Source organism: Paenibacillus montaniterrae (genome assembly GCF_018403185.1).
Lineage (GTDB): Bacteria > Bacillota > Bacilli > Paenibacillales > Paenibacillaceae > Pristimantibacillus > Pristimantibacillus montaniterrae.
On the sequence record NZ_BOSE01000001.1, the window covers coordinates 734,067 to 759,923 of the forward strand.

Annotated in this window: 20 protein-coding genes; 10 read left to right on the forward strand and 10 right to left on the reverse strand. The window is 47.5% G+C overall.

What is annotated here, in order from left to right; genetic code table 11:
- Nucleotides 1-125 precede the first annotated feature (125 nt).
- Nucleotides 126-890, forward strand: coding sequence for an AAA family ATPase (locus KJS52_RS03470; protein WP_213513222.1), 765 nt, complete (start codon nucleotides 126-128; stop codon nucleotides 888-890).
- A gap of 213 nt (nucleotides 891-1,103) precedes the next feature.
- On the opposite strand, the gene KJS52_RS03475 is transcribed toward KJS52_RS03470, so the two are convergent.
- The 7 genes from KJS52_RS03475 to KJS52_RS03505 all read right to left on the reverse strand — a co-directional run bounded on the left by KJS52_RS03475 (nucleotide 1,104) and on the right by KJS52_RS03505 (nucleotide 13,572).
- Nucleotides 1,104-2,927 carry an ABC transporter ATP-binding protein gene (locus KJS52_RS03475; RefSeq protein WP_246563093.1) on the reverse strand — a complete coding sequence of 608 codons (1,824 nt, stop codon included), beginning with the start codon at nucleotides 2,925-2,927 and terminating at the stop codon, nucleotides 1,104-1,106.
- A gap of 119 nt (nucleotides 2,928-3,046) precedes the next feature.
- Entirely contained in the window at nucleotides 3,047-4,813 is a 1,767-nt protein-coding gene (locus KJS52_RS03480) for an ABC transporter ATP-binding protein (RefSeq protein WP_213513223.1), read from the reverse strand.
- 281 nt (nucleotides 4,814-5,094) lie between these two features.
- Complete coding sequence (locus KJS52_RS03485) at nucleotides 5,095-8,730, reverse strand: dynamin family protein (RefSeq protein ID WP_213513224.1); 3,636 nt, start codon at nucleotides 8,728-8,730, stop codon at nucleotides 5,095-5,097.
- A gap of 25 nt (nucleotides 8,731-8,755) precedes the next feature.
- Nucleotides 8,756-9,031, reverse strand: a complete 276-nt coding sequence (locus KJS52_RS03490) for an NAD/NADP transhydrogenase alpha subunit (RefSeq protein ID WP_213513225.1) — start codon at nucleotides 9,029-9,031, stop codon at nucleotides 8,756-8,758.
- 13 nt (nucleotides 9,032-9,044) lie between these two features.
- A complete protein-coding gene (gene nth / locus KJS52_RS03495) occupies nucleotides 9,045-9,728 on the reverse strand; it encodes an endonuclease III (RefSeq protein WP_213513226.1) in 684 nt (227 codons plus the stop codon).
- A gap of 139 nt (nucleotides 9,729-9,867) precedes the next feature.
- Nucleotides 9,868-11,967: an S-layer homology domain-containing protein gene (locus KJS52_RS03500; protein ID WP_213513227.1), complete on the reverse strand. Its 2,100-nt coding sequence runs from the start codon at nucleotides 11,965-11,967 to the stop codon at nucleotides 9,868-9,870.
- 126 nt (nucleotides 11,968-12,093) lie between these two features.
- The gene (locus KJS52_RS03505) at nucleotides 12,094-13,572 is read right to left on the reverse strand and encodes an N-acetylmuramoyl-L-alanine amidase (protein ID WP_213513228.1); all 1,479 of its coding nucleotides are present in this window, start codon (nucleotides 13,570-13,572) and stop codon (nucleotides 12,094-12,096) included.
- Nucleotides 13,573-13,613: 41 nt separating this feature from the next.
- On the opposite strand from KJS52_RS03505, the gene KJS52_RS03510 reads away from it, so the two are divergent.
- Nucleotides 13,614-13,763, forward strand: coding sequence for a hypothetical protein (locus tag KJS52_RS03510; RefSeq protein ID WP_213513229.1), 150 nt, complete (start codon nucleotides 13,614-13,616; stop codon nucleotides 13,761-13,763).
- Nucleotides 13,764-13,780: 17 nt separating this feature from the next.
- Here the strand turns inward: KJS52_RS03510 and leuD are convergent, their stop codons facing one another.
- Nucleotides 13,781-14,386, reverse strand: coding sequence for a 3-isopropylmalate dehydratase small subunit (leuD, locus tag KJS52_RS03515; RefSeq protein ID WP_213513230.1), 606 nt, complete (start codon nucleotides 14,384-14,386; stop codon nucleotides 13,781-13,783).
- A 29-nt stretch (nucleotides 14,387-14,415) separates the two neighbouring features.
- Nucleotides 14,416-15,831, reverse strand: a complete 1,416-nt coding sequence (gene leuC, locus KJS52_RS03520; protein ID WP_213513231.1) for a 3-isopropylmalate dehydratase large subunit — start codon at nucleotides 15,829-15,831, stop codon at nucleotides 14,416-14,418.
- A gap of 199 nt (nucleotides 15,832-16,030) precedes the next feature.
- Between leuC and KJS52_RS03525 the strand changes: the two genes are divergently transcribed.
- Nucleotides 16,031-16,960, forward strand: a complete 930-nt coding sequence (locus KJS52_RS03525; RefSeq protein WP_213513232.1) for a LysR family transcriptional regulator — start codon at nucleotides 16,031-16,033, stop codon at nucleotides 16,958-16,960.
- 100 nt (nucleotides 16,961-17,060) lie between these two features.
- On the opposite strand, the gene KJS52_RS03530 is transcribed toward KJS52_RS03525, so the two are convergent.
- Nucleotides 17,061-17,870, reverse strand: coding sequence for a carbon-nitrogen family hydrolase (locus KJS52_RS03530; protein WP_246563095.1), 810 nt, complete (start codon nucleotides 17,868-17,870; stop codon nucleotides 17,061-17,063).
- 155 nt (nucleotides 17,871-18,025) lie between these two features.
- Between KJS52_RS03530 and KJS52_RS03535 the strand changes: the two genes are divergently transcribed.
- The 7 genes from KJS52_RS03535 (at nucleotide 18,026) to KJS52_RS03565 (ending at nucleotide 25,854) form a co-directional block, all read left to right on the forward strand.
- The gene (locus KJS52_RS03535) at nucleotides 18,026-18,535 is read left to right on the forward strand and encodes a hypothetical protein (RefSeq protein WP_213513233.1); all 510 of its coding nucleotides are present in this window, start codon (nucleotides 18,026-18,028) and stop codon (nucleotides 18,533-18,535) included.
- 103 nt (nucleotides 18,536-18,638) lie between these two features.
- On the forward strand, nucleotides 18,639-19,835 hold the full coding sequence (locus tag KJS52_RS03540; RefSeq protein ID WP_281425544.1) for a pyridoxal phosphate-dependent aminotransferase: 1,197 nt from the start codon (nucleotides 18,639-18,641) through the stop codon (nucleotides 19,833-19,835).
- Between the two features lie 332 nt (nucleotides 19,836-20,167).
- Nucleotides 20,168-21,271 (forward strand): glutamate 5-kinase, encoded by a 1,104-nt coding sequence (proB, locus tag KJS52_RS03545; RefSeq protein WP_213513234.1) that lies wholly within the window; start codon nucleotides 20,168-20,170, stop codon nucleotides 21,269-21,271.
- Between the two features lie 110 nt (nucleotides 21,272-21,381).
- Nucleotides 21,382-22,641, forward strand: a complete 1,260-nt coding sequence (locus KJS52_RS03550) for a glutamate-5-semialdehyde dehydrogenase (RefSeq protein ID WP_306433562.1) — start codon at nucleotides 21,382-21,384, stop codon at nucleotides 22,639-22,641.
- A 462-nt stretch (nucleotides 22,642-23,103) separates the two neighbouring features.
- Complete coding sequence (proC, locus tag KJS52_RS03555; protein WP_213513236.1) at nucleotides 23,104-23,967, forward strand: pyrroline-5-carboxylate reductase; 864 nt, start codon at nucleotides 23,104-23,106, stop codon at nucleotides 23,965-23,967.
- Nucleotide 23,968: 1 nt separating this feature from the next.
- Nucleotides 23,969-25,195 (forward strand): 2,3-diketo-5-methylthiopentyl-1-phosphate enolase, encoded by a 1,227-nt coding sequence (locus KJS52_RS03560; protein ID WP_213513237.1) that lies wholly within the window; start codon nucleotides 23,969-23,971, stop codon nucleotides 25,193-25,195.
- Nucleotides 25,192-25,854, forward strand: coding sequence for a 2-hydroxy-3-keto-5-methylthiopentenyl-1-phosphate phosphatase (locus KJS52_RS03565; RefSeq protein WP_213513238.1), 663 nt, complete (start codon nucleotides 25,192-25,194; stop codon nucleotides 25,852-25,854). Before KJS52_RS03560 ends, KJS52_RS03565 begins: the two co-directional genes overlap by 4 nt.
- Nucleotides 25,855-25,857: the final 3 nt, after the last annotated feature.

A 25,857-nucleotide genomic window follows, 5' to 3' on the forward strand; every position in this document is an offset into this window, starting at 1 on the left:
TTCGACAGTAAAAATCAACTAACTTTTAAATTTAGCCGCGCGTTTTCAGTCGCTAGTTTGCATGAGACTCGCGCGTAAGGTAAGGTTAAAGAAGCGGATAATTCCATAAATGGGAGGGAACCGAATTGAATGTACAGCATCCCTTTTTACGACAAATTCAGCTCAAAAAGCAGCAAATTCCCGATTACAATCGTTATCCTTTTGATTTGGCAGTCATTCGCAGCCTCACTACGCTGAGTTTTCATCCTAAGGTAACCTATATCGTAGGCGAAAATGGCATGGGCAAGTCTACACTAATGGAGTCCATTGCCGTCGCATGGGGGTTTAATCCTGAAGGCGGGACGATGAACTTTTCATTTTCGACTCGTGCTACCCATTCGAGCTTATTTGACTACATCCAATTGATCAAAGGTCCGCGACGTCCGAAGGATGGCTTCTTCTTCCGGGCAGAAAGCTACTACAATCTCGCCACGACGATTGATGAGCTGGACAGCCAGCCTTCTTTCGGACCTCCTATTAAAGATTCGTATGGCGGCAAGTCCTTGCACGAGCAGTCTCACGGAGAATCGTTCTTCGCCACTTTCGTTCATAGGTTCGGAGGGGAAGGACTATACATCCTCGACGAGCCGGAGGCCGCCTTGTCGCCGCTTCGACAGATGGCGATGCTGACACGAATCCATGAGCTTGTTTTGCAAAACTCCCAATTTATTATTGCAACTCATTCCCCGATCCTCATGGCGTATCCGGATTCGATTATATACAATCTAACGCCGGATGGCATCGAAGTTCAGATGCTTGAAGAAACCGATCATTTTCTGATTATGAAGGAGTTTTTGAATCATAAGGATAAGATGCTCAAGGAATTATTTGCTGAGGCAAGTGAACCGTAAGGAGCAGCGAATAAGCGAATAGTTGAATCAATTCAAGGGGCTGCTTCGATTGGTGCGATAAAGGATCACCAAGTCGAATTTCAAGCATTTGCATGTCCAACAAAAAGAACCTTCAGGCAACGCCGAACGAATTAATACACTCGTCGCGACTTGCTCTGAAGGCTCTTGCTATAGCTTGCTTGCTATTGCATGAAATATTGTAAATTAACGCGATTATACGAAGCGATATTGCGCTTGAATAAGTCCGTGATAAACCCCTTTTTGCGCCATAAGCTGTTCATGATTGCCCTGCTCTACGATGCGTCCATGATCGAGCACAATTATGTCATCCGCATTGCGAATGGTTGACAAGCGATGGGCGATCATAAAGGAAGTCCGGCCCTTAAGCAGCACTTTAAGCGCTTCTTGAATTTTCAGCTCCGTATCGGTGTCGATGCTTGCTGTCGCTTCATCCAATATAAGAATTTTAGGATTGGACAGCAGCGCGCGTGCAAAGGACAGAAGCTGACGCTGCCCCATTGACAGCATATTGCCTCGCTCCTCGACCTGCGTGTCGTAGCCGTCCGGCAAGCTCATAATAAAGTCATGGGCATTAACGGCCTTGGCCACTCGCACAATTTCATCATGCGTAGCATCCAGCTTGCCGTAGCGGATATTGTCGCGAATCGTGCCCGAGAAAATAAATGTATCCTGCATAACCAGACCAACCTGCTTGCGCAAGCTTTCCAGCGTAATATCGCGGATGTCGATGCCGTCAATCAATACGCGACCTTCTACCGGATCGTAGAAACGGCACAGCAGATTAATAATCGTACTTTTACCTGAGCCGGTATGACCGACAAGCGCGATCGATTGCCCCTCTTTGACGTCTATCGAAATATTTTTCAAAGCTGGACGATCCTTCTCGTATTCAAATACGATATTTTCAAAGCGAACGCTACCTTGAATTTGCGGCAGCGGCTTTGCATCCTCTTTCTCCGATACCGTTGGCTGCTCATCAATAAATTCAAAAATTCGCTCCGACGACGCCATCGCAATGAGCAGCTGCGAATAAAGCTGGCCGAGGCGGTTGATCGGATCCCAGAAATGAGCCATATAGGTCGAATATGCAACTAGCAAGCCGACTGTAAAAGCATCATTTTTAATGAGATGCGTACCGTACCAGTACAAAATACATGTTCCGATCGCTGCCGTTACCTCAATAATCGGCCCAAAGCTTTGGTTCAGCGCTGAAGCGCGATTCCAGGACTTCAGATTTGACTCATTCATTTGTCTGAAAAACTCAATGTTGTTTTTCTCTTGCACATAGGCTTGCGTTACCTTCATCCCTTGAATGCTCTCATTCAAGTGAGAGTTGATGCGCGAGTTTTTCATCCGCACTTCCTGCCACGCGAAGCGAATTTTTTTGCGCAGCGAGGTCGATACGAAGAACATAATCGGAACTGTCACCATTACGGCAAGACCAAGCTTGAAGTTCATAACAAGCAAAATAACGATAATGCCGATTAGCTGAATAATATCCATCAACAGGTTCACTACGCCGTTCGTAAACAAATCCTGCAGCGCATTTACGTCATTCGTTACGCGTACTAGTACAGAACCAGCCGGGCGCTTGTCGAAAAAACGGAAGCTCAGCTTTTGAATATGGGTGAAAATATGACTTCTGATGCTGAGCAATACCTTTTGCCCGATAATATTTGTTTGCTTAATACGAAAGTGAGTAGCAATCATTTGCACGACGTACATGCCCAGCATCAGCGCAGCTAGCAGCCACAGATGAGTCGTATTGCCTGAGCCGGTATCCGGCAAAATAATATGGTCGATTGCATAATAGATTAATAGCGGCACTCCCAACCGTGTCAGCGTGCCAATCACCATCACGATAAGTACAGGAATCAGCTCGCGATTATGCGGCTTCATATACGTGTACAGCCTTCGCATCTGTTCCCAGTTAAAGCTCTTTTCGATTACATCATCATCGGTATAGACAAAGCGATCTCGTTTGACCGCTCTGTCAGCAGTTGCTTTATTAGCCAAGCTGCCTCCACCTCCTAAAAACTTATTTGTTCAAAGCTGCGTCCCAGTGGCTAAGCTAATTGTAACTCGTTCCAATGGCTCGTTCCTTTAATTTGTTCCGCACTTGAGCAAAAGCTGGGCTATTCCTTTTGTCCAGCCGCAACCTCAAGCTCGCCTGGAAAATCGGCAAATTGAATTTTATACGTCTCGCGATAAGGCCCAGGCTGATGCACTAGCTGATCATGTGTGCCGCGCTGTACGATATGTCCTTGATCGAGCACAATAATTTCATCGGCAAAGCGCAAAGATGATATGCGATGGGCAATGATGAAGGTCGTTCTGCCTGCCATCAGCTGCTTGAAGCCAGCTTGAATTTCATGCTCCGTTTCCATATCTACCGCGCTTGTCGCATCATCGAGAATGAGTATTTTCGGATTTTTTATAAAGGCGCGTGCAATCGCAATCCGCTGCTTTTGTCCGCCTGACAAGCCCATGCCTCGCTCGCCGACTACGGTATCATAGCCCAGCGGCATCTCCATAATGAAGTCATGCGCCTTGGCAAGCTTGGCTGCCTCAACAATTTGCTCATCCGTTACATTAGCAATGCCGTAAGCAATATTGTCGCGAATCGTAGCCGAGAACAGGAAGGTTTCCTGAAATACCGGTGAAATAATCGATCTTAGCGATTGAACATCAAGATCCTTCACATTCACGCCATCAACGGTAATCGAGCCATGCTTCACGTCATAGGCGCGCATAAGCAGCTGAATAATCGTTGATTTACCTGCGCCGGTTGGGCCAAGCAAGCCGATTACCGTACCTGCTGGAGCGTTAATCGAAATATTTTGAATAGCAGGCTTTTTGTCCGGATAGTTGAAGGTTACATCATTAAAGCTGACATCGCCTTTTGTGCTGCTGGCATCCAGCTTAAGCGCTTTGCCTTCATTTTTAATGTGAATCGGTTCGTTCAGCAGCGTTAACACGCGTTCACCGGATGCTTTGAACTGAGTGTAGTTGTTGATGTGGAAGCCTAGTCCCCACATCGGTCCGATAATGTACCAGATCAAGCTGAAAAACGCGACGAAGTTTCCTGGTGAGAAGCCACCGTTTATAACCATGATACCGCCTACAACGAACAGCACAATAACACACAAATTCGCCGCAGTTTCCATCATCGGGAAAAATGTCGCCCACTTGGTCGAGGCTTCGATTTGGTTGCTGCGGAACTGCTCGCTGCGCTCGGAAAATTTATTCACTTCAAAGTCTTCCTGCGCATATGATTTAACGGTACGAACGCCTGTAATATTTTCTTGCACCGCTGTCGTCAGGTTGCTCATCGCTTTGCGCGTTTCGCGAAAGATCGGATGAATTTGTCCTTCAAAGCGAAAGGCCAGAAACAAGAGCAACGGCACCGGAAGCAATGTAATCAAGGTCAGCTTCCAGTTGAGCACCAGCATCATTGTTCCGCCCAGTACGACCATAAAAAATACATTCAGCAATTGGGCTAAGCCAAAGCCGATAAAGTTGCGAATCGCTTCCAAATCAGCGGTCAGGCGAGACATAAGATCTCCTGTCTTCGCTTTGTCATAGTACTGAAAGGAGAGCGTATTCAATTTTTCATAAAGCGTGTTTCTCATTTTTGTTGCAACACGGTTTCCAAGTCTGCCTCCGCAAAAACCATGCAAAAACTGATTTAATGCCTTCAAGCAGACGACACCTACTACGGAAAGCGCAACAGGTGCTACCAATTCATAATTTTCTGGAATAATTACGGAGTCAATCAGATAACTTACGAGGTAAGGCTGAACCAGACCAATTCCAGTTGCAAGTACAAGAAAAAGTATTGTTCCGACAATAAACTTCTTCTCTGATGCATAGAATCGTTTGAGCTGCCTCAGAATTTCCAAGATGGTCACTCCTCACTTATTTTAGATATGAAAGAATATTAACAACTCCCTTGTTGATGAGCAAACAGCATTCTGATGGATTAGATTGCATGTAGACTCCTTTTGTGGCAAATGAATGAACAATATGATGCTTTACTCTCAAATGATGGCATTCATTCGCTTTTATGCTCAAATTCCTTCATTTTTGCACAATCTCACACAAATCAGGCAAAAAAAAGCTTCGACTTTTCTGTATGAAAAATCGAAGCTTCATCACAAATTGAGATTGATTATTTTTTCGGTTAATGTATTGACTGCAATTGCTGCATCCCGGCATGAACAGCCTCAAGCTTGGATACATACGATTCATCCTCTAGCAATCTGATCTGCTGAGTACCATACTGCTCAATGCTTTGCGCCAGGCGCTGAAGCTGCGCACTCAAGGCAAGCTGCCATTGCTGCTCATAGTGCTGCTGCCAGCTAGCTTGCACCTGCTTCATCCACTGCTCCATATTCGGGAAAATATAGGCCTCAAGCTCTGCTCTGAGCTTTGTTTTGCCATCGCCTTCAAAAAACTGCTTCGGCGATTTAATCCGCCCTGACAACCACTTCTGCGTTACGTCCTCCTGCTTCCAGTCCGCAGGCTGATCTGGCTGCTGCAGCTCCGACTTCTGTGCATTCGGCGCCTGATAGCCGGCTAGCTGACTGGCAGCCTCCGCAGCTATTGCCTGCACCTGCTTCTGGATCTCCTGATCAAGCGTCCGCTCTACACGCAGCGTCGTAGCCAGCAGCTCCTGCTGCAGCTCCAGCGCCAAGGACCGCTCCAGCTCGCGCCATGACGTCCAAGCGGCTTGCGACAATGCTCTGCCGTCTTCCTTAAGCACGGCAGGGTTAAAAGCATAATGATAGAAATCGCCAAATCTGAAGCCGATTCGCTGCACAATATAGTATATCAGCTCCTCGATTTCCTGCTTCATTAAACCAGGCAGCGGCTGAGCGCTTTCCTTGCTAACCTGAGCAGCCAGCTGAGCCAAATTCGCTTCAATCCTTGCCTTCTGCCCGGCAGCATCCTGCTTCGCCGTCCGCGCCCCTTCCAGCAGGCGTACGACGACGTTAGCAGCTCTGCTCAGCTCCTGCTGCGCAGACTGCATGGCTAGAGCACCAAGCTCATCGTGTATAAAGGATTGGAACACCCGCTCGAAGCTGACGATGCCCGATGCTTCCTGCAGCTGCTCATCACCGCCAAGCTTCCCTTCAAGCGCATTGAGGCTGGATATAGGGAACATGCGCGGCTTAATGATGCCGTGACGATTCAAATTAAGCTCGACATGCTCAAGCACGCCCAGCAGCTCCTGCTGGTTGCTTGCCAAGTCAGCCGCATTGACGATGAAAAACATTTTATCCAGCTCAAATTGATCCTTCACGCGGCCAAGCTGATCGAGAAACTGGCTGTCCGCATGGGAAAATGCATGGTTATAGTACGTCACAAACAAAATGGCGTCCGTGCTTTTAATATAGTTGAAGGCAACGCCTGTATGGCGAGCATTTACGGAATCGGCTCCCGGTGTATCAACGAGCACGATGCCCGCTCTTGTTAGGATGCAATCGTAATAATATTTAATTTCACTTACGAAGCAGGAGCGCTGCTCCTCGGCAACATACGCCTGATAGAGCTGACGATCTACTGTGCGCTGCTTGCCCAGCCATGCCTGCTGCTCCTCCCAGCCTTGGCGAGCCGCCTTGACGAAGCTGTAGTGCGCTCTGCCGCTGCTGTGGATCGACTCCGGCTTGATCGCATCAATCAGCTTAAACAGATAGGCCTGATCCTGACTTTGCTGCTCTGACAGCTCATAGCCAAGCAGCTTCAAGGAATAAGAAATATCGTCCAGCATCAGCTCATGCGGCTTCATGTAAATCGTCGCTGTATCATGAGCATGCTCGGCGTCTGGCGGCAGCAAGCTATTAATCGCCGCCGTCGTAGGATTCGGACTGACTGGCAGCAGCCGTTCGCCAATTAATGCATTGGCCAGAGATGATTTGCCTGCGCTGAAGGCGCCAAATAATGAAATCGTAAAGCTGCGGTTTTCAAGACGGCGCGCCTTCTCCTGCAGCTCCTCCACCATCTGCTCCATGCCCTCTATCCCGGCTAGCAGCAGCGAGCTTTGCTCCAAAGCATTGACCAGCTGCTCGCGGTTAAGCTGCTCTCCAGCAGGCTTGCCAGCGGCTTGCCGCGCTTCCGCTTCTGACAATGCGCTCAAATTAATTTGCTGCTTCTGCTCGACAAAGCTGATGCCATCGCTAACGCCTTCCTGCAGCTTGGCAGGCTCAGGCAGCTCAGGCATCGGCTGCTTTGGCAGCAGCCACTGCTGCAGCTGAGCTGCATAGCGTTCATGCTCCTGCTCCAATTGCCGATATTGCTGGGTGAATGTCAGTTTTTCAGCGTTTTGCGCATGCTCGGCCTGCAACTGAGCAAGCTGCTGCTCTTGTGCGATGCGCGCATGCTGCCACAGGTCATCAATGATGGATAGCGCTGCTCGGCGGTAACGCCCTTTAATAGCAGCCGCCAAATCCTTGCTGTAGGTCATCGTATATTCATTGCCGAACACTGCTCCCGGGTTGATGCTATCAAGCAGCAGCTGCTCGGTTGGCGCCGCCTGCACCAGCTGCTGCAGCAAGCTCTCCAGCTGCTCGCGATCAAAGCCAATTTCCTCGGCAGCACGCCGCAGCAAACCATTCAAATGCCATTGAATCGCCGCTTCGCAAAGCTTGGCGAGCTCCACGAAAAATGCTTGCATGCGCTCTGCTTGAACCGCCGCTGTTTTTTGCTTGGAGGCAAGCAGTCCTGCACGATAGCCCGGCTTGCGCGTCTCCAAAAAGAGCTGCGCCAAATCCCGTAAAGCAGCAGGTGTAATATTGGCATTGTCAAGCAGCCCTTCTACTTCCTTACGCAGCACAACTGGATATTGCTCAATCTGCTCGGTTAATTGCTTGATCGACTGCTGTGTTTGCTGCTGCTCCTGCTCCAGGCTGTGCAGCGCCTCCAAGCCCCCTATTTGCTGCAGCAATCGTTCCTTCTGCGGCTCAATTGCAGCAAGCTGCTCTGCCAAAAAGCTTTGCGTCATATGCTCAAGCGAGCTCCATACGCTGTACTTCGTCAGCTTCTCCTGCTGCTTTTGCAGGTCCGTGATAAGCTTAAGCAAGCTTTCCCACTGATGATGGGGATGGTTGGGCTGGCGCAAAGACAAATAAATAATGCCTGCCGGCTCCAAATGCCATGCTAAAAAAGCATCATACACGCTTTGCTCGTACTGCTCAAAGCTAAGCTCTTCCTCACGATGCTTATCAATTTGATTGACAATAAAATATAATGGCTTTCCCCATTCGCGCAACTCCTTGGCGAACGAGAAATTAATTTCTGACTGAACATGGTTGTAATCCATCACATAAAAGACGACGTCCGCCATATGAAGCGCAGATTCTGTTGCCAGCTTATGCGCTGCATCGGTCGAATCGATGCCTGGCGTATCAAGCAGCACGACGCCGCTTTTCAGCAGCGGGCTCGGGTATTGCAGCTGAACCGAGACATACATTTCTCCATCCTTGCAGTATGCATCCAATTGGTCAATCGCGACTTCATCATAGCGCAGCTCACCGTTACTGGATACCTCCACAACCGCCTTGCTTTCCTCTCCATACGCAATCGTTACCACATTTGCGCTTGTTGGAATCGGGCTTGACGGCAGCAGCCGCGCGCCGCAAAGCGTATTTAACAGCGTCGATTTTCCTGCAGAAAAATGTCCACATAAAGCAATAGTAAGCCGACCTGCTGTCAGCTTACTATTTAGCTCATTTAGCTTTTGAGCATGAATCTGATCATTATGTGAGGACATTTCACTTGAGATTTTATCTAGCTTCTCTAGCAAATTGTCAGTCACCATTATGCCTATCTCCTCATTTTCGCAACTATTCGTTCACTTCATCTTCTTCAGACGGCAAGCAAATTTCAAACACATTTCCATGCTGCAAAATCATAATATCACGAGCTTTTTCCTTCATGACCACAACCTCTGGCTTCTGCCGCATACGGTCAATGTATTGCACGGGAACATGCCCGGAGCCGCAAACTGTAATCCCTTCAATAACAATATCCTCGTTTTCTTGCGGAGCTGCTTCCAGCACTTGCTCGTAAATATCAGAAAACTGTTCAAAATTGTTCGTGTACACGGAAATGCATTTCATTTCAATCATCCTCTTATTTTTTTGTAGTTTTTCGTTTTACCTTGCTGGCTTCAGCAGCTTTCATGCGCTTTTGACCTTCTTTGCAAAGATCAATTAATGGACAAATGTGGCATTGTGGACTTTGCGCCTTGCAGTGATAGCGTCCAAAAAAGATTAGCCTGTGATGAGTAATCGTCCACTCCTCACGCGGCACAAGCTTCATCAGCTTTTGCTCTACTACAAGCACTGTATCATCCGGCTTGGCAAAGGAAAGCCGTTTTGAAACGCGCTCAACATGCGTATCTACTGCGATTGCAGGTACACCAAATGCGTTGGACATTACAACATTGGCAGTTTTGCGTCCCACGCCCGGCAGCTCCACTAGCCCTTCATGTGTATTCGGAACCTCGCCATCATATTTATCAATTACAATTCGACACAGCTTTTGAATGTTTGCCGCTTTGCTGCGAAACAAGCCAATTCGTCGAATATCGTTTTCCAGCTCCTCTAACGGCACAGATAAATAATCGGCGGGAGTTTTATACTTCTGAAATAGGTTCACTGTAACTTTATTCACCGTTTCGTCCGTGCACTGTGCTGATAAAAGCACAGCAATCGTCAGCTCAAACGGATTGCTATGGTTGAGCTCACAATGGGCATCAGGAAACATCTGTGCAAGTACGTCCAGGACATGTCTCATTTTTTGCTTTGCATTCATCCATAAGCCTCCACTTCATCACCATCGTTCAAAGTTTAGCGAAAAACAAGCCCTTAGGCAAGTAACAATTGTCTATAACGATAAAAAAACTGCCCAAAACGGGCAGTTTTCACAAAATATTGCGTTAAATGGTGGAAAATTATTGCATAATGGCGCGTACAATGCGATTTCCGGAGAAGCCAACGATCATCGTTTTATTCGTTTTAAGCTCAGTGAAGGCAATCGTTTTGCCCGAAGCATCTACGAATTGAGCCTCATCATAAAGCACTGAATACGTTTTGTTGTCCAGCTTGAACGTTACTTGCTTCGTTGCTGTTGAGATCGCCGAAATCGTTGCTTGATGCGTCTCATAGAAACGGAAGTTTACGACCGATCCATCCTTGGAAGACAAATCTGCCGTTACATTTACGCCCTTCTTCAAATCAAGCGGCGTCAAATTCGATTTGGTCAAGCTTTCGAAGGTCGCGCCTTTATAATTCAATTGAGTCAATGTTCCGTCTGCAAGCTGCAGCTCGACAATTTCATCGAAATAGTTTACATCCGTAACGAGTCCATCCACCTCAGACATCATATCAAAGTAAACGATATTCTTTTTGCCGTCAGCTTCAACATAACGCAAGGTCAAGCCTTTCCATTCCAGCGGATTCATGCTCAAATGATTGCGATTAACCAGCACGCCATTGATCATATAGCGTGTAGCATCTGTAAGGAATAGCGCTTCAGCCTTCAAGCCTGACGCATCCAGTACAGTAACGAGCTGTTTGGCTGGATCATAGCTGACGATAGAAGGCAAATACAGCGTTTTAAGGTCAACAGACGGCACAGAAATGTCGATAACCTCATCCTTGCCATTCATCGTTAAAACAACCTTGTCTGCATTGGCGATTAGCTGATCAAGCGTTGCATGCTTCACATATGGAATGGTGACCGTTGGTGCTTTTGACAAGTACTTGCTTACAAGCCCGCTGTCCGTCTTGATCGTAATCATATTGTTGGACGTAATGTAGGATACATATGTGCCAGTAACAGTACTTGTTGCTTGTTCGCCTTCCGTAATTAGCTCAATCGAGATAACCTTAGGCGTAGCGCGGAACGTATCGCGAATAATTTTTATTCTGCTGTCTTCCCTAAGATTCGTAATAGCTAGCTGGTTGCCAGCGGAATCTCGCACGATGGTACTGTCATCATATGGAACTGCAACCGGGTTGTCATTAACCCAAATATAGATGATTTTTTCATTGGTATTGATTCTGCCTACCGGAGCTGTCGTTTCTTCGATATATCGTGTTGAGCCTTGCGTTTCTATAAATTTTGCCTGATCGTTCAGTTCGATCACTGCAACCTCTGTATAAAGCTCAATACGGCTTTTTTCGACAGCAAAATCAGAATCGCTGCTGTAAAATCCTGTGGATGCATCAATACTGTACGTTTTTTCCACGCCATCCTCATAAACGGTAATGGAGTTGGCAGTCAACGCAGTAACGATGCCATAATGCTGACCAGCGGCCTCAATCGGAAAATCCTTTTGCGCGCGGCTCAGTATCGTGGCAAAGCTTGCGCGGTTAATTGGGGATTTGGGAGCAAACTTTGTTTCTGTATAGCCTTTAATCAAGCCAAGCTCTACTGCAGCATTAACATAGCCCAAATAGCTGCTGTCAATCTCTGCCTTGTCCTCAAACGCCGATTGAGCAGTAGCTAGCTGCTGTGCCTTATCTTCCTCACCAATCGTATTAATGATCAGCTTTGTTACCCATTCACGAGAAGCTGGTTTAGCCCCCCATTTTTCCTCAGGCTTTGCTGCAGCTGCCGCATATTCCTCTTCGCGGTTCAGCAAGCCTTTTTCAAATGCAAGCTCTATGTATGGCTTATAATCTTCTTTAACATAGAAGCCATCCTGGAAGACGATTAATTGATTTTTATTGACTTCGCTTTCAAGACCTGCAAAACGAATCGCCATAATAACTGCTTCTTCCTGGCTGATCGTATTGTTGTACTTGAACGTAAATTCTCCCGTTGCCTTGTTTTCATAGCCTTTAACAATTTGCTGCAAGGATAGGCGATATATATGCTTCTCAGCATACAGTCCAGCAGGAACATCTTTAAATGGCGTAATGCCTGTCGCTTCGGCTGCCTGGACAATTGGCGCCTGCTTGGTCAACACTGGCAGTGCTACTCCGCTTACTAGCGTAAATGCAAGTGCCCCAGTCATAATTTTTTTCCATGTCGTATTATTAAGCATCGAATGCCTCCTACATCATTTATAATTATAGACGCGGGCCAACACGTTGTGTGACCCGCGAAACTATATCCATTATAGCATTGTTCAACGATGATGTCGTTTTAAATCTACAAATCTAGCAAAATATTAAACGTTCAGATATTGAAACAAGCTTGCCGCCAAATCCTTGGCCAGCTTATTTTGCTTTTCTTCATCAAATAAAACTTTAGCATCCGAAGTATTGCTGAGGAAGCCGACCTCAAGCAATACAGCAGGCATCGTCGTTTCTTTAATAACCTTAAAGCCGGCTGTCTTCACCTTGCGATCCGCCAAGCCTAATGAGCTGATCATCGCGCTATGCACGGTTTGCGCAAGCTGCTTGCTGTTTTCCTTGTAGTAATAGGTCTCAGTGCCGTTTACTGCTGGATTGGTCTTAAAGCTGTTGGCATGAATGGAAATAAAGACATCAGCCTTCTTGCCCACTCCCGGAATGTTCTGGGCAAAGGCAACACGCTCCGACAATTCTGGATAAGTATCATCCGATCTTGTCAAATGCACCTTTACTTTGCTATTTTGCTCCAGCTGCTGCTTCAGCTTTAATGTCAGGCTGAGTGTAAACGTCTTCTCCATCAGCCCCAAGCTTTCATTCGATGCTCCCGGGTCCTTGCCGCCATGTCCGGCATCCAGCACGATATGATAGACGGAATCGCCCGTTGCTGGTGGCGTTGGAGTCGGCGTAGGTGTTGGGGATGTACCTGAAGGATCACTCGGTTGTTCATGTACTTCGCCGTTAAAGCTGATCAGCACTTCACTGCTCGATCTGCTTACTTGATAGTTGACGCCATCATTCAACAGCACAACGATTCGTGCAACAAGCGGATTGCTGGAAAACTGCGAGAAGCGATAGCCCGTCATCGACGCGTAGCCGTTTAACGTTACTTCGGTCTGACCTTTAATGAAGCTGTTGGCAAGCTCGTATGTATAGCCCGTATTGTTCAAATCAACGACCAATCTCGCCGGATTGTTGGCATCCGCTGGCAATAGCATAACCTTCGGATCACCCAACGTGCCAGTGTACCCAATGTGAAGATTTCCTTCCTCACTAAGCACAACGCCAGTAACGGTAGCCTCCTGAACAGCTGGAGTTGGCGTTGGGGTCGGTGGTAGGGTCGGCGTAGGCGTTGGTGTTGGCTTTACAGGACTTGTCAGCAGCACCTCAAACGTTTTCTGCTTCCACTCTACTTTAAGGCCGAGCACCTCCGAAACAAAGCGAATCGGAACCATCGTTCTGTTTTTCACCAAGCTGGGCGCTTGACTAAGCTCATAGCTTTTATCGTTGACATAGCCAACCTTTTGACCAATCGTTAGCTTGATTGACGTCTCCTTGTCAAGCACGGTCGCTTGCTGTGCCTTGTTGTCCCACTTGACCTCATACCCAAGATCTCTCGAAATTACCGCTAGCGGCACCAGGGTTGTCCCTTGCTTAATAATTGGATCAACGTCAGTTACAAGCTGCTTTCCATCCATAAAAAGCTTGGGTGTGGTTGAAGCACTTACAACTCCAGCATAACCTAACAATACGAATAAACCTGCGACAATAAACAAACTGCTAATAATCTTCTTCATTTCCCACCCCGACTGATTTAATCTGTGCTATAAAGCTTCAAATGATTAGACGCTATAATCCAACAAAAGTTGCGCTTGCTCAACAAATAATTTACCAATTGAAACGCTACCAATATTCTAGCAAATTCCATATTAAAAAAGTTGAAAAAGCTAAAAAAGCTAATAGGCGAGCAGCAGCGCTCGCTTATTAGCTTTTTCAAATTGCTGATTAGTTGTTAACAACTAGGGCAGCACGTTTTTCTTCATATGCCGAAATCAATGCTTCATGCTGAAGCGTCAAGCCGATATCATCAAGTCCTTGCAGCAGGAATTGGCGACGATGCTCGTCAAGATCGAATTCGATCTTCAAGCCATGCTCGTCTGTCAGCACCTTGTTTTCCAAATCTACATTCAAGGAGTAGCCTTCGTGCTTGGCTGTACGTTGGAAAAGCTCCTCTACTTGCTCTTCGCTAAGCTTGATCGGCAAAATGCCATTTTTAAAGCAGTTGTTGTAGAAAATATCTGCAAATGATGGCGCAATAACGACTTTAAATCCGTAGTCAAGAATTGCCCAAGGCGCATGCTCACGAGAAGATCCGCAGCCAAAGTTAGCACGAGAAATCAAGACTGATGCACCATTATAACGAGGCTTGTTAGGCTCAAAGTTAGGATTGATATTGCCTTCCTCATCAAAACGCCACTCATAGAACAAAAACTGTCCGAATCCGCTGCGTTCAATACGTTTCAAAAACTGCTTTGGAATAATCGCATCCGTATCAACGTTGACGCGGTCAACTGGCGCTACGATACCTGTATGTTTAATAAATGCTTCCATTTCACTTTACCCCTCTCTATTATGAGCGATTAGTTCGCTACTGGCGCTTTAATATCCCATTTACGAACATCGTAGAAATGTCCTTTAATTGCAGCAGCTGCAGCCATAGCTGGAGATACTAGGTGCGTACGACCGCCACGTCCTTGACGACCCTCGAAGTTACGGTTGGATGTTGATGCACAACGTTGACCTGGCTTAAGCACGTCCGGGTTCATCGCTAGGCACATGGAGCATCCTGCATCACGCCATTCAAAGCCTGCTTCCTTGAAAATGACATCAAGACCTTCTTTTTCAGCCTGAACCTTAACGCGTCCAGAGCCTGGAACGACGATTGCAGTTACATTGTCAGCAACCTTGTAGCCGCGTGCGATTTCTGCTGCAGCGCGCAGGTCTTCAATACGACCATTGGTACAAGAGCCGATGAATACGTAGTCGATCGCGATGTCTGTCATCGGTGTGCCTGGTTTAAGATCCATATATTCAAGCGCTTTTTCAGCAGCTTTGCGTTCGTTTTCTGTTGCCATATCAGCCGGGTTAGGAACAGCAGACTCAATGTCAGTACCCATACCCGGGCTAGTACCCCAAGTTACTTGCGGCACAAGCGAATCAACATCGAATTCTACAACTGTATCGTAGGTTGCGCCTTCGTCTGTTTTAAGCTCTGCCCATACTTTAACAGCCTCTTCATAGTTTTTCGGTGCATACTCGCGACCACGCAAGTAGTTGAACGTTGTTTCGTCAGGTGCAATCAAACCAGCGCGAGCGCCAGCTTCAATTGACATGTTGCATACCGTCATGCGCTCTTCCATAGAAAGCTCGCGAATTGCTTCACCTGTATATTCGATAACATAGCCTGTTGCAAAATCTGTACCGTATTTCGCAATAACGCCAAGAATCAAGTCCTTAGCTGTTACGCCTGGCTTACGTTTGCCGACGAAGCGAACTTCCATCGTTTTCGGTTTGGATTGCTGCAAGCATTGCGTAGCAAGCACATGCTCAACCTCGGAAGTTCCGATACCGAATGCCAAAGCACCGAAAGCGCCGTGAGTAGATGTATGAGAGTCGCCACATACAATTGTTTTGCCTGGTGCAGTCAGACCAAGCTCAGGTCCCATAACGTGCACGACCCCTTGATCCAATGTGTTAAGATCGTACAATTTCACACCGAAATCTTGACAGTTTTTTGTTAGCGTATCAATTTGCTGCTTGGAAATCGGGTCCTTAATATTAAAACGATCAAATGTAGGAACGTTGTGGTCCATTGTTGCAAATGTTAGATCCGGACGACGAACCTTGCGTCCTGACAGGCGAAGCCCCTCAAATGCTTGTGGGGATGTAACCTCATGAACAAGATGCAAGTCAATATACAAAATGCTTGGCTTACCCTCTTCTGAATGAATGACGTGATTATCCCAAATTTTTTCGAACATCGTTCTTTTCGCCATTAAACTCACCTCTATCGATTCTAGCATTGCTGCGCAACGCGTACTTTGTATTAATGTAATCATAACATGTCTTTTTTCATAATTCTAAGATATAATAACTATAGACGCTATAGGCAAATCCTATTAAAGCTTGACGCTTTATTGAATTTGATAATCTTTCTCAATTAGTTTTGCTAATCTAGTATAAAAGGAGATTGCTATGGAATTACGCCAACTAAACTATGTCATTCAAATCGCCAAGGAAAAAAACTTTTCGCGCGCAGCCGAGAAGCTGCATATTGCCCAGCCATCATTAAGCCAGCAGCTGTCAAAGCTTGAGCAGGAGCTGAATGTCATGCTGTTTCGCCGCACGACGAACAGCGTGGAGCCAACCGAGGCGGGCGAGGTTTTTGTCGGCAAGGCGCAGGAAATATTGGATGCAGTCGAGCAATTGCGTCAGGAAATGGACGATATGGCGCAAATGCGCAAAGGCAAGCTTGTAGTCGGTACGCTGCCCATTACAGGCGCACATATTTTGCCGCTGGTGCTGCCGCGCTTTGGTGCGCAGTATCCGCAAATCGAGGTCGTGCTAGTAGAGGAAACAACAGCAAAGCTGGAGCAGCTGACAGCGAGCGGCGGAACTGATGTCAGTCTCTTGACGCTGCCGCTAATAGATGCCAACTTAAGCTGCGAGCCTTATATGGAAGAGGAAATTTGTCTCGCTGTACCGCAAAATCATCGACTTGCCGCTGTTCGCGAGCCGATTGATCTGCTCGAGCTGAAGGATGAGCCATTTATTGCGCTTAAGCGCGGTCAGGGCTTCCGGCAAATTACAGTAGAGCTCTGTGAAAATGCCGGCTTCACGCCAAACATCGTCTTTGAGAGCACAAATATTGAAACCGTTCAGGCTCTGGTCGCAGGCGAAATGGGAATTGCCTTCGTCCCTAACATGCTGACGCGGACGACGATTACCAACTATACGCCGGTTTATCTCCGAATCAAGTCGCGTCCAACGCGTACGCTAGTCATCGCCTCGCGCAAAGGACGCTATTTATCGAAGGCTGCGCAAGCGTTCATCACTACTTTAAAGGAAACGATTAATGAAAATGAACTGCTAAAAGAGCTTGAATCGAAGATGGATGACGCGTAGCGCACTATTTCGATATTGCTTCGCTCCTTCGCAGTTGCATTTATTTTAGGGGCTTGTTTTTGCTTAAAGCCCCCCTTCTATCCCTGATTTTGACTTGCTTCTATTTAATAACCGTCTCGTAGAAGCTTGGCCGGCGATCCTCAAAAATCGGGATCGTTGAACGCACCTTTTCAACGAGCGCAAGATCGATCTCACCGTACAGGATCGTTTCTTCCTCTCCTGCCTCCACGATAATTTCGCCCCACGGATCAATGACCATTGAATGACCGAAAAACTCACTCTCACCGCTTACGCCCATCCGATTGCAAGCAACCACATACATTTGATTTTCGATGGCGCGGGCGGTTAGCAGCGTACGCCAATGCTGCAAGCGCGGCTTCGGCCATTGCGCTGGAACGAACAGTACGCGCGCTCCCTGCAAGGCAAGCGAACGAGCCAGCTCTGGAAAACGAATATCATAGCAAATCAACATGCCCGCCTGTACGCCATCGATTTCAAGCAAACCAAGCTTGTCTCCTGCCTGCAAATACTTTTCTTCGTCCATTAGCCGAAACAGATGGAGCTTGGAGTAATCATTAATCAGTTGTCCCTCACGATCAAAGGCAAAAATCGTATTATATACGCCGCCTTCTTTTTTTTGCGCAACCGAGCCTGCCACAATATTTATTTGATGCTGCTTGGCGAAGCGCGAAAGAAGCTCAATCGTCTGCTGCCCGTTTTCATCAGCTAGCTGGTCGATTTCAGTCAAAGCATAGCCTGTATTCCACATCTCAGGGAAAATAACAACATCTGGCTTAACCTCGCCTGAAACAGCCTCCATTAATTTTGTTTGCAATGTATTTGTATTGTGTGCAACATCGCCCACCTTTATATTCATTTGAATAATGGCAAATTTCAAGATTTGACTCATGCGGAAGTGCCTCCTATAGATTGGTACATTTCCCTTATCATACATCGTCATGACGACATGTCAAGATGGGTAAGCTAAGCAAAGTCAAGTTCAATGAGCTGTCAGAGCTGTCTCATACAAAACAAGACAAAACGATTTTAGAGGAGTGATTCACTGTGAAATGGCTTATGTCAACTGTGCTTATGCTCGCCCTTTTCGCCACTTATATTCCTGCTTCCAATGCGGCGGTACCGGAGCAAAATCAGCTTCCTGCTCAGCTGGACTGGGAAAGCATACCCGTACAATTTATGACCGAGCAAACTGCGAACCAAAACAATCAGGTACAGGTGTTTGATGTCGCCAAGTCTCGCGTTGTGCTTTCGGTAGCGAATAGTCCGCAATTCCAGGCGGAAGCTAAAAAATGGCTGGCGGATATTACAAGCCTGGCGCCTGAGGTTCAACCGAATATGAAAGCCACCTACATCGTCCGAGTTCCAATTGAGCCAGTGCAGGAGCTTAATGTCGGGCATATTAAGCTAAAAGTAAAGGAAATTTTTCTGTTTTATTACCGCGACACGAACGAAGAGCCGCTGCTGCTCGTCTTTGATGAAGAAAAACGCCCTTTCTTTTTCCATATCCATGAAGACGTTGCCCCGTTCATCAAACAGCTTTCAATTCCCGATTAAATGGCTTGGAATGGTGTGAACCTACTTCATTTCTCGCTCCATTCATGCTACATTAGTTCTATTGGTTATTTCATGAATATTGATGCGTGGATGGTGGAGAAATATGGCAACTGAGCAACAAATCAAAATTGAGCCCGCAGCCCGTATGACGGATTTGCCCACTCAATTTTTTTCAACGCTTGTCGCAAAAGCGAATAAGCAAATTGCAATGGGTAAGGATATTATTAATCTTGGACAAGGCAATCCCGATCAGCCTACTCCTGCTCATATTGTAGAAGCGCTGCAACAGGCTGCAGTGAATCCTTTATATCATAAATACCCTCCTTTTAGCGGCTATCCTTTCTTGAAGGAAGCGGTAGCGCAGCGCTATAAGGAGGATTACGGTGTTGAGCTCGATCCAGCACATGAGGTTGCCATTTTATTTGGCGGCAAGACCGGACTTGTAGAAATAAGCCAATGCTTCCTCAATCCTGGCGATATTTGCCTAGTGCCCGACCCTGGCTATCCCGATTACTGGTCAGGCGTTGCCCTTGCAGGTGGAATAATGCACTTCATGCCGCTTACGGCTCAGCATCAATACTTACCTGACCTTTCTGCAATTGATCCGGAAGTGGCAGATCAGGCCAAGCTGATGTTTTTGAACTATCCGAACAATCCAACAGGCGCAACAGCAAGCCTGACATTTTATGATGAAGCGATTGCCTTTGCTCGCAAGCATAACATTATCATTACAAGCGATTTTGCTTACGGCACAATCGGCTATGACGGCAAGCGCCCTGTCAGCTTCCTGCAAGCAAAGGGCGCCAAGGATGTCGGAATTGAAGTCTATACGCTGTCCAAAAGCTATAATATGGCCGGCTGGCGTGTTGGCTTTGCGCTTGGCAATGCTCAAATCATCGAGCAGATCAATTTGATTCAGGATCATTATTACTGCTCGCTGTTCGGCGGCATTCAAGAAGCAGCAGCGTTAGCGCTAACGGGCCCGCAGCAATGCGTCAAGGAGCTGACGGCGACCTATGAGCGACGGCGCAATGCACTATTCCAGGCACTGCACGAAATTGGCTGGAAGGCTGATATGCCAAGCGGCTCCTTCTTCTGCTGGCTGCCTGTGCCTGAGGGCTATACATCAGCTCAGTTTGCAGATTTGCTGCTTGAGCAGGCTGGTGTCGTGGTCGCACCTGGCAATGGCTTTGGCAGCACAGGCGAAGGCTATGTGCGTCTAGGGCTGCTCACAAGCGAGGAACGCCTGCAGGAAGCGATTCATCGCATCGGCAAGCTGTCGCTGTTCAAAGGCAATTAGGCTTGTGATTTCTTTACAGACCAAGCCATTTCATGCTATTCTAGTAACAATCACATATGAAACGTGTTGAAGAGACCAGTAGGAAGAATCGCTTTGCACAGAGAGTAAATTCCACAGGCTGTAAGAATTTACCGTAAGCCTCTTGCCGAAACCTATCTCCTAGCGGCCGAGTTTTCGGACAGCGCCTCTGTTACCAGGCAAATGAGCTGGGCATTGCTATGCCAAAAAAGGTGGTACCGCGGGAGTTAACGACTTTCGTCCTTTATTATAAAGGACGAAGGTCTTTTTTATTATCGTTTGACGAAAATGATATTATAGATTAGGTGGGGACGATGGAACGTATTGTAGTTAAGATTGGCAGCAGCTCGCTTACCTCATCCGAAGGCGGCCTGCATAAGCCTAATATTCATTTTTTTGCTTCCGAGCTGGCACAGCTTTACAAGCAGAATAAACAAGTGATGCTCGTTACATCAGGTGCGGTTGCCGCTGGCTTCCGCGAAATCGGCTATGAAAGCAGGCCGAAGCTTGTCTATCAAAAGCAGGCTGCGGCTGCAGTAGGCCAAGCGCTGCTTATGCAGGCTTATCAAGAGGCGTTCGCCCAATATGGCATCGTTACAGCACAAATTTTGCTGACGCGCAATGACTTCTCCAATCGCAAACGGATTAATCATGCGCTCATGACGATAGAAGAGCTGCTTTCACAGCGTATTATTCCTATTATTAATGAAAATGATACGGTATCAACAGCCGAAATCATTTTGAAATTTGGCGATAACGACCATCTTTCCTCGCTCGTTGCGACGATGACGAAGGCCAGCAAGCTTGTCATCATTACCGATATGGATGGGTTGTATACCGCTGACCCTCGCAAAAATCCGGATGCAACGAAAATCGAACGCGTTGATCAAATATCCGAGGAGCTCGTTCAGCTTGCTGGCGGAGCCGGCAGCGCTGTTGGCACAGGCGGCATGCGCTCCAAAATAGAAGCAGCGCGCATCGCCATGCGCGGTGGAGTTACAACGTTTATTGGCCGAGTGCAATATGATGGTGAGCTGCTGCAGGCTGTAGACGGAAATGGACGCGGCACTTATTTTGATACGTCGCAGCATTCGCTATCAATGAAGAAGCAATGGCTCGGCTTCCACTCTACTCCGGTCGGCACGATTATGGTGGATCAAGGCGCAGTAACGGCGCTGCGGGAGCGGCATTCAAGCTTGCTGCCAGCAGGTGTCGTCAGCTGTGAGGGAGAATTTTATCCCGGAGATGTCGTGCAGGTGGTTGCGCAGGATGGCAAGCTGATCGGCCGCGGTGTAGTCAACTACGCGAGCTGGCAGCTGAAAGCAACTGCTGGACTTTCCTCCGAGGAAGTCGAGCGGCGTGTGGATGTACCGCGAATCGAGGTTATTCACCGCGATGAATGGATTACGCTAAGCTAGAATTATATATTTCTATCATGAAAAGTTTTAGCTTATGCTTCCGATGCAACTTTTCATTTTACTGAGAAGTGTATATCCGGAAGCTATCATGAAAAGTTTTAGGAGGAATGATGATGAGCACGATATCTGAAGTGAAGCAAAAAGCGCTGCTTGCCAAGCAAGCGGCGGCTCTTACTAGCCAAGTGACAACTGAACAGAAAAATGAAGCGCTAATCGCGATGGCAGATGCGCTGATCGCCAACGCCGATGACATTATTGCAGCAAATGCAATCGATCTTGAAACCGGGCGCAACAACGGTACGAGCGAATCGCTGCTGGATCGCCTTGCGCTGAATCATGCGCGAATTGAAGGCATCGCTGAAGGCTTGCGGCAAATTGTCGCGCTTGAGGACCCTGTAGGTGAGCAGCTTGCTCAGTTTACGCGTCCAAACGGCTTGAGCATTACGCAAATTCGTGTTCCACTCGGCGTCATTGGCATGATTTATGAGGCTCGTCCTAATGTAACGGTTGATGCAACAGGCTTATGCTTGAAAACAGGCAATACAGTTGTACTAAGAGGCGGCTCGGCAGCTATCGCTTCCAATCGCAAAATCGTCGAAATTATGCGCAGCGCCCTCTCCTCAACCGCGCTGCCAGCCGATGCGATTCAGCTTATTGAGGATTCCGACAGAGCCTCTGTTAACGAAATGCTGAAGGCCAACGGCTTGCTTGATGTTGTTATTCCACGCGGCGGTGCGTCATTGATTCGCACAGTCGTTGAAAATGCAACGGTGCCTGTTATTGAAACAGGAGCAGGCATTTGCCATACGTTCGTTGATGAAAGCGCACAGCTGCAAATGGCCAAAGATATTGCCCTGAACGCCAAGGCGCAACGCCCTTCTGTATGCAACTCAATGGAAACGCTGCTTGTCCATCAAGCCTTTGCTGACAAGCATTTGACTGAGCTGCTGGCGCCAATGCAAGAGGCAAACGTGGAAATTCGCGGCTGCGAACGGACTCAAGCGCTTATTGCAACTGCCAAGCAAGCAACAGAAGCGGATTATGCAACTGAATATAATGACTATATATTAAATGTACGAATTGTTGATGATCTTGAGCAAGCTCTACAGCATATCGCCAAGTACGGCACCATGCATTCCGAGTGCATCGTAACGGAGAATGAGCAAAATGCTGCGAAATTTTTGCAAAGCATCGATGCTGCAGCTGTCTATCATAATGCTTCTACTCGCTTTACAGATGGCTTTGAATTCGGCTTTGGCGCCGAAATCGGCATCAGCACGCAAAAGCTGCACGCCCGTGGCCCAATGGGATTGCCGGCGTTGACGAGTACCAAATACATGATAACAGGCAACGGCCAAATCAGAGGATAGTTTAAAAAGCTGGACTTTGATGACGATGTTGGGCGTTGGGGCGTATTCGGCGGCGAAGCTTGAACGCTAGCGAAAACTGCGGTGCTCACGTAGCTTGTGCCTACGCTGCGCTCCTCGTTTTCTACTAGCGTCCAAGCTTCTTGGTCCTGAAAGCCCTGCTTTTTAAACCTCGATTGGAAGGGGTAGTTCAAAAAGCCCGACTTTGATGACGATGTTGGGCGTTGGGGCGTATTCGGCGGCGAAGCTTGAACGCTAGCGAAGGGATTATGCTTCCGAAGTATGTTTCCTGCGGAAACATGTAGGTGCTCACGTAGCTTTGGCCTACGCAGCGCTCCTCGTTTTCTACTAGCGTCCAAGCTTCTTGGTCCTAAAAGCCCTGCTTTTTAAATCTTTATTTTAAGGGTAGTTTAAAACCATCTATGTAAATATTTTTAGCGTGCGTATTATAAGGAGGATTGAGCCATGTCTGGGGAGTTTTCGGGTATGTTATCGGAGCAGTTTATTTGCTTTTATGGCGCAGGCTCGATGGCGGAAGCGATTGCGAGAGGTATTTTGGATAAAGAGCTTGTTTCCAGCAAGCACATTTCTATGCTGAATCGCTCCAATAAGGAGCGGCAGCAGCAGCTTCATTTGCAATACGGTGTGCAAACGGCTATGCAAGGCAAAAGCAATGAGCAGTATTTGCAGCAGGCGGATATTATCTTTTTGGCGATGAAGCCGAAGGATGCTGCAGCTGCGCTGCGCGGTTTAAAGCCGCTGCTTAAGCCAAATCAGCTGATCATTTCCGTGATTGCCGGCCTTAGCATTTCAGCGATTCAAAAGCTGCTTGGCAGTGAAATGGCGATTGTACGAACAATGCCTAACACTTCGAGCACCATCGGCTTAGGGGTAACAGGCATTAGCTATTCTGCTGCTGTAACTGAGCAGCAGCGCTTTATTGCGGAAACGATGTTTGATTCAATCGGCGTCAGCCTTGTAATTGATGAGTCGATGCAGGATGCGGTTACGAGTATTTCTGGCAGCGGACCTGCTTATTTTTATTATGTAATGGAAAGCATGATTGCAGGTGCCGAGCAGGCTGGCTTTACACGCGAGCAGGCTGAATTGCTTGTCACGCAAACGGCGCTTGGCGCGGCAACGATGGTGCAGCAAACGCAAGAAGCGCCTGCCGAGCTGCGCCGCAAGGTTACTTCGCCTAACGGCACAACGCAGGCTGCGCTTGAAGCGATGCAGGCAGGAGGCTTGCAGAAAGCGATTCTTGCAGGCATTAAGCGCTGTGCCGAGCGTGCAGCAGAAATTGGCCGTACGATAGAGGAGGATATCTAGCATGAGCATGTGTGTTGCAACATATCGTGCCTACGATGATAAGGCAGATTTCAATAAAAAAGCATTGTCGATCGCGGTCGGCTTAACGGTTGGAAGCTGGACCGAGCTTCCGGAAGCACAGAAGGCTTCGATGGAGAAGCATTTAGGCAAGGTGCTTTCAATAGATGTTCATGAACCGGAGCAGGCAGCAGCTGGCGAGCGTTATGCCGATATTAAAATCGGATATCCGGATATTAATTTCAGTCGTGATATTCCTGCCCTGCTCGTTACTATTTTCGGCAAGCTTTCCATGGACGGACGGATTAAGCTGCTCGATTTGGACGTTTCTGAAGATTTTGCATCGGCATTTCCTGGCCCGGCATTTGGCTTGCAGGGGGTGCGCGATCTTGTGGGCGTACACGACCGTCCGCTCTTAATGAGTATTTTCAAATCGGTTGTAGGCTACGATCTGGCTGCTTTGCGCGAGCAGTTTTATCAGCAAGCGCTTGGCGGAGTTGATCTGATTAAGGACGATGAAATATTGTTCGAAAACCCGCTGACGCCGATTGAGAAACGGGTTGAGGTTTGCATGGAGGCCGCCAGACAAGCGCAGGAAGTAACCGGACAGAAGCTGCTTTATGCGGTCAATCTGACTGGCCCGACGAGCAAGCTAGCTCAGCAAGCGAAAAAAGCAATCGCAGCTGGCGCTAATGCGCTGCTTTTCAATACATTATCCTACGGCTTTGATGTGCTGCATGAGCTAAGCAGCGATCCTGAGATCAATGTGCCAATCGCTTCCCATCCTGCGCTGGCGGGCGCGATCTATCCTTCGGCACACTACGGGATGAGCCCTTCTGTATTGCTGGGCAAGCTTAATCGTTTGGCTGGTGCAGATCTTGTGCTATTCCCTTCGCCATACGGATCGGTCGTAATGCCTAAGGAGCAAAATCTGGCGATTGATGCTGCTCTGAAGCAGCCTTTCCATCATTTAAAACAAAGTATGCCAGTTCCTTCTGCCGGCATTCACCCGGGAATTGTACCGCTTATTATGAAAGATTTTGGTCAAGATGTAGTCGTAAATGCAGGTGGCGGCATTCACGGTCATCCAATGGGAACTGCTGCTGGAGGACGAGCCTTCCATCAAGCGATTTCCGCTTGCTTGCAAGGGACTCCACTTGAAGAAGCTGCCAAGCAAGCTGACCATCAGGAACTGGCAAGCGCAATTCAAGCTTGGGGGATTAAAAAATGACAACAGCTAAGAAAAAAATCGTGTTTTGCGATTTTGACGGAACGATTACAGTAAACGATAATATAGTGGCAATCATTAAGCATTTTAAGCCTGCGGGCTGGGAAGAGCTTGTGCAAAAAACGATTTCAACAGAGATTTCGATTAAGGAAGGCGTTGGCTCGTTATTTCGCCTCCTTCCTGCTTCAATGGAAAAGGAAGTCGTTGAATTCGGCATTCAGAATGCGAAAATCCGTGATGGCTTCGCCCAGTTTGTAAGCTATTGCAAGCAGGAGCAGATTGAATTTTATGTAACAAGCGGCGGCATTGATTTTTTTGTATATCCAATTTTGGCGGCATTTGATATCGACGAGCATCATATTTATTGCAATAAAAGTGATTTTTCCCGGGAGCGAATTGAAATTTTATGGCCGTATCCATGCGATGAGCAATGCGACAACGATTGCGGCATGTGCAAGCCAACTGTAATGAGACAATTCCCTGCTGACGAATATGAACGAATTATTATTGGCGACAGTGTAACGGACTTTGAAGGAGCAAAGCTGGCGGACCGTGTATTCTCCCGCTCTCATTTGACCGAAAAATGCCGTGAGCTTGGCATAGCGCATACGGAATTCGACACCTTCTACGACATCATTGAAGCTATGAAACAGAAAGGATAGTTG

Coding starts and splice junctions, on each gene's coding strand:
- KJS52_RS03500 (WP_213513227.1), bottom strand. CDS start 11,967: ATGCTTAATAATACGACATGGAAAAAAATTATGACTGGGGCACTTGCA.
- KJS52_RS03510 (WP_213513229.1), top strand. CDS start 13,614: ATGATTAGACGCTATAATCCAACAAAAGTTGCGCTTGCTCAACAAATA.
- leuC (WP_213513231.1), bottom strand. CDS start 15,831: ATGGCGAAAAGAACGATGTTCGAAAAAATTTGGGATAATCACGTCATT.
- KJS52_RS03525 (WP_213513232.1), top strand. CDS start 16,031: ATGGAATTACGCCAACTAAACTATGTCATTCAAATCGCCAAGGAAAAA.
- KJS52_RS03560 (WP_213513237.1), top strand. CDS start 23,969: ATGAGCATGTGTGTTGCAACATATCGTGCCTACGATGATAAGGCAGAT.
- KJS52_RS03505 (WP_213513228.1), bottom strand. CDS start 13,572: ATGAAGAAGATTATTAGCAGTTTGTTTATTGTCGCAGGTTTATTCGTA.
- leuD (WP_213513230.1), bottom strand. CDS start 14,386: ATGGAAGCATTTATTAAACATACAGGTATCGTAGCGCCAGTTGACCGC.
- KJS52_RS03490 (WP_213513225.1), bottom strand. CDS start 9,031: ATGAAATGCATTTCCGTGTACACGAACAATTTTGAACAGTTTTCTGAT.
- proB (WP_213513234.1), top strand. CDS start 20,168: ATGGAACGTATTGTAGTTAAGATTGGCAGCAGCTCGCTTACCTCATCC.
- KJS52_RS03485 (WP_213513224.1), bottom strand. CDS start 8,730: ATGGTGACTGACAATTTGCTAGAGAAGCTAGATAAAATCTCAAGTGAA.
- KJS52_RS03550 (WP_306433562.1), top strand. CDS start 21,382: ATGATGAGCACGATATCTGAAGTGAAGCAAAAAGCGCTGCTTGCCAAG.
- KJS52_RS03530 (WP_246563095.1), bottom strand. CDS start 17,870: ATGAGTCAAATCTTGAAATTTGCCATTATTCAAATGAATATAAAGGTG.
- proC (WP_213513236.1), top strand. CDS start 23,104: ATGTCTGGGGAGTTTTCGGGTATGTTATCGGAGCAGTTTATTTGCTTT.
- KJS52_RS03565 (WP_213513238.1), top strand. CDS start 25,192: ATGACAACAGCTAAGAAAAAAATCGTGTTTTGCGATTTTGACGGAACG.
- nth (WP_213513226.1), bottom strand. CDS start 9,728: ATGAATGCAAAGCAAAAAATGAGACATGTCCTGGACGTACTTGCACAG.
- KJS52_RS03540 (WP_281425544.1), top strand. CDS start 18,639: ATGGCAACTGAGCAACAAATCAAAATTGAGCCCGCAGCCCGTATGACG.